We start from the raw sequence: 7,449 nt of genomic DNA on the forward strand, positions 1-7,449 counted from the left end.
CTGGGCCTCCGGGAGAAAGAAAATGGCTCTCCCTCCGGCCGATGTCCACAACATCGCTTTTTCGCGACCCCGTATCGGCGAGCGCGGTTACAACCAGCAGGAAGTGCCGCCCTCCAGCAGCACGAACGCGAAGCGCACCAGCGCGAGGAACAGCTGCGCCGGCAGGAAGTACAGCTCAGCCGGTGGGAGACCGAGCTGCACGAGTACGACTCCGGGCACGACCGTCAGGAAGCCAAGCTCGCCCAGCGGCAAGCCCAGCTCGACCAGCGCGAGGCCGAACTCCGCGAGCGGCAGGCCGACCTTCGACGACGGCGCGACCAGCGACCAGCGGCCACGCCGCACGTCGCCGCGCAGGCGGTCCTCGGCCCGGCATCCGGGCCGCCCAACAGTTGACGACGGTGTCGACGCCCGCGACGGCCAACGGGGCCTCGTGTCCGCAGGACAAGCGCTCCGTGGCGCCCGTGCATGGGCGCCACGACATGGAGCGCATGGCGATCCGGGCGGTCACCGACACGCACGGCAACACGGTCACCGAGACCGTGCATGACGTGCATGAGCGGACCCGCGCGGGCGTGATCGACCACGGCGGCGCGGCCGGGGCCTGCGACCGATCCGAGGCCGAGCTGTTGAGGCGGGAGAACGCAGACCTCGAGCGTTCGCTGCGACTGCTCAAATCGGCCGCGGCGCTGCTGGCGGCGGCGTTGGAACAGGCCTGATCCGGCGCGCTTTCGAATCGGTGGCGGCGGGTCTGTCCGACGCGGACCGCGCACGGTCGTCAAGACGGTCATCCCCCTGATGGCACGCTTACGCTCTGGCCGTAATGTGTAAACGATCTGGAGCGGACCGAGGGCCGACTCCGAGTCGACACAGAGTGAGGTGGGCGCAGTAACGCTGTCTGAGCAAGCCGCAGGTCAAGCGGGCTCAACCAGGGCCGACGAGCAGGAGTCGGTGTCCTACGAAACGCTCGACGAGGGCCGGGTCGCCCGGATCTGGCTCAACAGGCCCGACGCCCACAACGCCCAGAACCGCACCCTGCTGGTGCAGCTCGACGAGGCGTTCGGCCGCGCCGAGGCCGACGACAAGGTCAGGGTGGTGATCCTGGCCGCGCGCGGTAAGAATTTCTCCGCCGGTCACGACTTGGGTTCGGAGGCCGCACTGCTGGAGCGCCGACCCGGACCGGGACAGCATCCGACGTTCCGGTCCCACGGCGCGACCCGCGATCCGATCGCGGAAAAGGCATACCTGCAGGAGTGGCACTACTATTTCCAGAACACGTGCCGCTGGCGGGATCTGCGCAAGATCACCATCGCGCAGGTGCAGGGCAACGTGATTTCGGCGGGCCTGATGCTGGTGTGGGCGTGCGACCTGATCGTCGCCGCCGACAATGCGAAGTTCAGCGACGTGGTGGCAGTGCGCTTGGGCATGCCGGGAGTCGAATATTACGCCCACCCTTGGGAATTCGGTCCGCGCAAGGCCAAGGAGCTGTTGCTCACCGGTGATTCGCTGGACGTCGAGGAGGCCTATCGGCTGGGCATGGTGTCCAAAGTTTTTCCGGTCGACGAATTGGCCGAGAAGACACTGGAATTCGCCCGGCGCATCGCCGAGCGTCCGACGATGGCGGCCCTGCTGGTCAAGGACTCGGTCAACGCCGCCTCCGACGCGATGGGATTCACCGAGGCGCTGCGGCACGCGTTCCACATCCACGAATTGGGCCACGCCCATTGGGCCGCGCACAACGAGAACAAGTATCCGGTCGGCCTACCGCCCGACGTCGAGGACTGGCGCAACGCCAAGCCGACGAAGCTGGCGCGCCGCGATACGCCGTAACCGTTCGCTGGTGCGCGCCGACACGCGCGTGGTTCGATAGCGAGAACCTGTTTCAGTTTCGGCGTGAGGGGCCTTGCGTGCAGCTTTCTTTCCAGGACCGGACCTATCTCGTCACCGGTGGTGGCAGCGGAATCGGCAAGGGGGTGGCCGCCGGGCTGGTCGAGGCCGGGGCTTCGGTGATGATCGTCGGACGCAACGCCGACCGCCTTGCGTCGGCCGTGAAGGAAATCGAGGCCCTCGATGCGGGCGGCGCGATCCGCTACGAGCCCACCGACGTCACCAATGAGGAGGAGGCCGCGCGTGCGGTCGAGGCCGCCACGGCGTGGCAGGGCCGCCTGCACGGTGCGGTGCATTGCGCGGGCGGATCGGAGACCATCGGCCCGATCACCCAGGTCGATTCGTCGGCGTGGCGCCGCACCGTCGACCTCAACGTCAACGGGACCATGTATGTGCTCAAGCACGCGGCCCGCGAGTTGGTGCGTGGTGGCGGCGGTTCGTTCGTCGGGATCTCGTCGATCGCGGCCAGCAACACCCATCGCTGGTTCGGCGCCTACGGGGTGACCAAGTCGGCCGTGGACCACATGATGATGCTGGCCGCCGACGAGCTCGGCCCGTCCTGGGTGCGGGTCAACAGCATCCGTCCGGGCCTGATCCGCACCGATCTGGTTGCGCCGATCATCGGGTCGCCGGAGCTGAGCGAGGACTACCGCAACTGCACCCCGTTGCCCCGGCCGGGGGAGGCCGAAGACGTCGCCAACCTGGCGATGTTCCTGCTGAGCGACGCGGCGAGCTGGATCACCGGGCAGTGCATCAACGTCGACGGTGGCCACATGCTGCGCCGGGGCCCGGATTTCTCCGCGATGCTGGAACCCGCGTTCGGCTCCGACGGGCTACGCGGGGTGGTCTGACCGCGTCCCGGCCCTGCGATGATGGGCACGCCTACGGACGAGACAACGGGAGCGGCAGATGAAGCGACTCGAGGGCAAGCGGATCCTGGTGACGGGAGCAGCGTCGGGGATCGGCCAGGCCACAGCCCTGCGGTTGCTGGATGAGGGCGCCGCGGTGGTGGCCGCCGACATCGCGACCGACGGCTTGGACGCGACCCGGGCCCGGGCGGCCCAGGCCGGCAACGCCGAGCGCTTCGTCGCGTGTGCGATGGACGTCGCCGACGAGCACTCGGTGACCGCCGGCGTGCGCGGGGCCGCGGACGCGCTCGGCGGCCTGGATTCGCTCGTCAACGCCGCTGGCATGCTGCGCGCCGCGCACACGCATGAGACCACCCTCGAGCTGTGGAATCAGATCGTCGGCGTCAACCTGACCGGCACGTTCCTGGTGGTCCGGGAAGCACTTCCGGCGCTGCTGGCCAACCCGCGCAGTGCGGTGGTGAACTTCAGCTCCACCTCGGCCTCGTTCGCCCACCCGTACATGGCGGCCTACGCGGCCAGCAAGGGCGGGATCCAGGCCTTCACGCACTCGCTGGCGCTCGAATACGCGCGCAAGGGCCTGCGTGCGGTGTGTGTGGCGCCGGGCAGCATCAAGTCGGGGATCACCGATGCGACCGGCGGTTACATCCCGCAGGACGCCGACTGGTCGCTGTTCTCCAGGCTGATGCCGATCCTGCCCACCACGGTGGAGTCCAGCGGTGCGGGCATGGCCGATCCCGCGGTGGTCGCCGGGGTGATCGCCATGCTGGTGTCCGAGGACGGAGGGTTCATCACGGGCACCGAGATCCGCATCGACGGCGGAACGCACGCCTGAAAGACTACCGGGAAGCTTCGCTGCGCCGAACGTGAACGCACGGCGAAAAAATCGCCGAAACTTCGCCGTGATTTCACGTTGGGCGAGGGCGCCTAATTGACCCCGCGCGTGGAGGGCGCCTAATTGACCCCGCGCGTGGAGGGCGCCTAATTGACGCAGGGCACCCCGCCGCCGTCGATGGGCTTGCCCGGATCGGGCGACGGGTAGGTGCTGGTGCTCCAGTACCCGTACGAGCTGGCCTTGCTGGACGCGGTCGTGGTGGTGGTTTCGTCGCTGCTGTCGTCCTGGTCCGGCATTGAGTAGTCGGTGGCCAGGGTCACGCGGATGTGTCCGGGCTTGAGGTAGGGGTCGGGGTTCTTCGGCGCATCCAGGCCGAGCAGGCCGGCCACGTTGCGCGCATCGGTCTGCGCGCCGACGCCGTAGTCGAGCGTCGTGGCGGTGGGCTCGCCGGACTCACGGTCGCGGACCTGGCCCGCGGTGTAGCCCTGCTTTTTCAGCGCGTGGGAAACGGTGGAGGCGAGGCCGCTGATGTTGCCGGAATTGATCACGTCGACGATGGTGTCGGGGTTCGGTTTGGCGGCGGTCGTGGTGGTTGGGGTCGTCGGCGGGGCGGCGCCGATCACCCGGGCCACCTCGGCCTTGATCGCCGCCGGGTCGACGATGTTGACGTCCAGGCCGTCGATGTTGTCATAGCGCACCACGGGCAGCGTCCGGAACTCGACGTTGCCGCCGACCAGTTCGCCCAGGCGCTGGATCAACTCCTCGTTCCAGCCGGCCGACAGGACGACGTCTTTGCGTGCCACCGCCATCAGGCTCGTGAGTTTGTCCAGGTTGGTGAAGGTGCCCGACTCCTGCAGTTCGTGCATGACCGATGACAGGAAGGCCTGCTGGCGATGGGTGCGGTCCAGGTCGCCGTTCTCCAGGCCGTGACGCTGCCGAACGAACGCTAGCGCCTCCGCGGCATCCAGCGTCTGGGGCCCGGCGGGGAAGTTGGCACCGGAATACGAGTCGTAGACGGCCTGCTTGAGGCAGACCTGCACGCCGCCCAGCGCCTTCGTCAAGTCGTAGAAGCCGGCCAGGTTGACCTCGGCGAAATAGTCGATGGGAACGCCGGTCAGGTTCCGCACCGCGCGCAAGGTCGCCGACCGCCCGGCCTCGCGGCCCTTGGTCTCCAGTTCCTTTTGGCTGCTCACGCCCTGGTCGGCCAGCTTCTGTGCCACGTATTGCTTGGTCAGCCCGTACGCTTCTTTGATCTTGATGTGGTCGTAGCCGGGGACGCCGTTGAACCGCACCCAGTCGTCGCGGGGGATTGAGAAGGCCACCACTTTGTCGTCGGCGCCGACGTGCACCATTATCAGCGTGTTGGTGTTGTAGCCGCCGTCGTCGGAATCGCCCGCGTGCAAATGCTTCAGGATGGACCAGGGCAGGTTGTTGCCGTCCTGGTCTTTGCGTGAGTCCAGTCCGATGAGCAGGATGTTCACGCCGTCACCGCTGGAATGGGGATCTTCCGGGCTCAGCGCCTGCGAGACGGTGATGCCGCCGAGCGCGCCGTGGGCAACGTAATATCCCGCACCGGTCAGCGTCACCGCGGCCACCGAGGCCAGCGCCATCAGGGCACGCGTCAGCGCCTGCCGTAGTCGTGACGGTTGTTTGACGGCCCGATGACGGTGGCGCGCGCCCGAGCGCGCCATCAGAGGTCTCGAGCCGTGGCCGGCGCACCAACCGGCACCGCGTCAGCGGTTTGCGGTGATGTCACTTCTGGCACGGCTCCCAGTATGCGGTAGCTTGCTGCGAGACCCCAAAGCGGAACGTCGGGGCGGTATGGGGCTCTCGCTGGCGGATCGGCGGCATTCGCGACTGCCGCGACCACGCTACCAGCAGGTTTGAGTGCGCACATCTCAGGATTTGCACGGTGCCCACGGAATCGGCGCTATTCCGCTACGGGTTCGAGACGGCGGATTCGGCACCGCACGGCGGCCTCGACGCGGCCGGTCGTGACGCGCTCCGGAGCGACCACATCACGGTGGCGGCGTGACCGAAACGGAAGTTCAGCAGTGCGGGTACTCGATATGCCATTGTCCGTTCACCCAATCGGCGCGAAACTGCCCGCCCAGGTGCGGATCCGCGTCGGTGATTGTCCCCGATCCGCCGGTGTTCGGCTGGAAGCCCGGGGGATCCCAGGTTACGGACTGCGGATCGGGTGTTCCGTCGGGTTGGCACCCTTTCTCGTTGTCGACGTACCCGTTCATGATCTGCCGCTCGGCGGTCCCTTGATCACCGCCGTCCGGAGCCGGGCCGAGCGGGCACCGGGCGGTTGTGCCGCAGGTGCTTTGACGGGTATCGGCCAGCGCGATGTGTGCGGGTATGGCAAAGCTCAGCAGTGCCGCCATGGCCACGACCGGGCCGGCGAGGGCTCTCACGCCTCGGCTGAGACAGCTCTTCATGTAGTGCATGATTCCTCCCGGGTTTCGACCTTCAAACGCGAACCAGGCGTGGGCGCAGCAAAGGCGGGAATCGCGGTGCCAACGCCGCCCTGCCGCACGCCCTCATGGTAGAGGCATGGGCTATCCGGTGCTTTTGGCGTTCTCTGGCACGGACAGGACTCTGGCGTGGGGACAGTCTCAACCGAATTCCGGCGCGATCAACGGCCGGCGCGGCGCGGTGAAAATGGCCTTCGTCAGGAAGGGAACTCCCTGCGCGCCGACATCATCGACTGCTTGGTGTGCGCGCCGGGCGAGATCACGGTTTCCCGGCATTCGCGCAGCCGACTTCGGGCAGTTGCCCGGCGGTTGCCTACCCTGCGGCGGGGGGGGGTGTACCCGCTTCGGCGTTCTAGTATCCGGTGATGACCGCTGAACGGCCCGGACGGGCATGGGGCGATGTCCCGCAGACCCTGAACCGTTTGCCGCGTCCGGGCCGGGCGGTGTGCGCATCGCCTGCGACCGACTAGGTGATCCGCAGGCTCGTGCCGTCGTGTTCTTGCACGGTGGCGGGCAGACGCGCCGATCGTGGGCCAAGGCGGCCACCGCAGTCGCCAGGCGCGGGTGGCAGGCCGTCACGGTCGACCTGCGGGGGCACGGAGAATCCGACTGGTCCGGCGACGGCGACTATCGCGTCATCAGTTTCGCGCGTGACGTGCAGGAAGTACTGCGTGGCCTGCCGCAGAAACCCGTGCTGGTGGGGGCTTCGCTGGGCGGGTTCACCTCGATGCTGCTGGCCGGGGAGCTTTCGCCGGGCATCGCCGGCGCGGTAGTGCTCGTCGACATCGTGCCGGACATGGAGCAGTCCGGGGCGAGCCGGATTCATGCGTTCATGGCCGAGCGGGTGGAATCGGGATTCGGCTCTTTGGACGAGGTCGCGGATGCGATCGCCGAGTACAACCCGCACCGCCCCCGGCCGAGCGACCTCGGGGGACTGACCACCAACCTGCGCCGCCGCGGTGATCGCTGGTACTGGCATTGGGATCCGAAGTTCATCAGCGGTACCGCGGCGCACCCGGCGATGGAGGTCACCGACGTCGACCGGATGCACGCCGCCGTGGACGCGATCCTTGCGAGCGGCGTGCCGATGCTTCTGGTGCGGGGCCGGATGAGCGACCTCGTCAGCCAGGAGCGCGCCGAGGAGTTCCTCGCCCGCTTCCCGGGGGTCGAGTTCGCCGACGTGCGCGGGGCGGGGCACATGGTCGCCGGGGATCGCAACGACGTCTTCGCCGGGGCGGTGCTCGATTTCCTCGCGCGGCGCGTCGATGTCGGTGGGGTCCAAAGACACTAGAGCCCTCAGAGGGGCGCCCTACCGTGGCCTGGGCCTCATGGCTCAAGGTTGGGCAGATGGTCCTCGACGGCGTCCGCGTGTTCAACAAAAGCA

At 67.9% G+C, this 7,449-nt stretch carries 9 protein-coding genes; 6 read left to right on the plus strand and 3 right to left on the minus strand.

Going from position 1 to position 7,449, the window contains the following annotated elements:
• Positions 1 to 87 precede the first annotated feature (87 nt).
• Positions 88 to 342 (minus strand): hypothetical protein, encoded by a 255-nt coding sequence (locus ACOJVU_RS01575; protein WP_421528164.1) that lies wholly within the window; start codon positions 340 to 342, stop codon positions 88 to 90.
• 56 nt (positions 343 to 398) lie between these two features.
• Between ACOJVU_RS01575 and ACOJVU_RS01580 the strand changes: the two genes are divergently transcribed.
• From ACOJVU_RS01580 to ACOJVU_RS01595, 4 genes are all read left to right on the plus strand, one after another.
• Positions 399 to 716 carry a hypothetical protein gene (locus tag ACOJVU_RS01580; RefSeq protein ID WP_421528165.1) on the plus strand — a complete coding sequence of 106 codons (318 nt, stop codon included), beginning with the start codon at positions 399 to 401 and terminating at the stop codon, positions 714 to 716.
• A 160-nt stretch (positions 717 to 876) separates the two neighbouring features.
• A complete protein-coding gene (locus ACOJVU_RS01585; protein WP_421528166.1) occupies positions 877 to 1,827 on the plus strand; it encodes an enoyl-CoA hydratase in 951 nt (316 codons plus the stop codon).
• Positions 1,828 to 1,904: 77 nt separating this feature from the next.
• Positions 1,905 to 2,735 (plus strand): SDR family oxidoreductase, encoded by an 831-nt coding sequence (locus tag ACOJVU_RS01590; RefSeq protein WP_421528167.1) that lies wholly within the window; start codon positions 1,905 to 1,907, stop codon positions 2,733 to 2,735.
• A gap of 58 nt (positions 2,736 to 2,793) precedes the next feature.
• Positions 2,794 to 3,585, plus strand: a complete 792-nt coding sequence (locus ACOJVU_RS01595) for an SDR family NAD(P)-dependent oxidoreductase (protein WP_421528168.1) — start codon at positions 2,794 to 2,796, stop codon at positions 3,583 to 3,585.
• Between the two features lie 146 nt (positions 3,586 to 3,731).
• Here ACOJVU_RS01595 and ACOJVU_RS01600 read toward each other — a convergent pair whose 3' ends face one another.
• Entirely contained in the window at positions 3,732 to 5,279 is a 1,548-nt protein-coding gene (locus ACOJVU_RS01600; protein ID WP_421528172.1) for an LCP family protein, read from the minus strand.
• A 218-nt stretch (positions 5,280 to 5,497) separates the two neighbouring features.
• On the opposite strand from ACOJVU_RS01600, the gene ACOJVU_RS01605 reads away from it, so the two are divergent.
• Positions 5,498 to 5,620 (plus strand): hypothetical protein, encoded by a 123-nt coding sequence (locus tag ACOJVU_RS01605; protein WP_421528169.1) that lies wholly within the window; start codon positions 5,498 to 5,500, stop codon positions 5,618 to 5,620.
• Between the two features lie 13 nt (positions 5,621 to 5,633).
• Here ACOJVU_RS01605 and ACOJVU_RS01610 read toward each other — a convergent pair whose 3' ends face one another.
• Positions 5,634 to 6,029, minus strand: coding sequence for an integrase (locus tag ACOJVU_RS01610; RefSeq protein ID WP_421528170.1), 396 nt, complete (start codon positions 6,027 to 6,029; stop codon positions 5,634 to 5,636).
• A 427-nt stretch (positions 6,030 to 6,456) separates the two neighbouring features.
• Between ACOJVU_RS01610 and ACOJVU_RS01615 the strand changes: the two genes are divergently transcribed.
• A complete protein-coding gene (locus tag ACOJVU_RS01615) occupies positions 6,457 to 7,356 on the plus strand; it encodes an alpha/beta fold hydrolase (protein ID WP_421528171.1) in 900 nt (299 codons plus the stop codon).
• The last annotated feature ends 93 nt before the right edge of the window (positions 7,357 to 7,449 follow it).

Source organism: Mycobacterium sp. THU-M104, from assembly GCF_049197365.1.
Lineage (GTDB): Bacteria > Actinomycetota > Actinomycetes > Mycobacteriales > Mycobacteriaceae > Mycobacterium.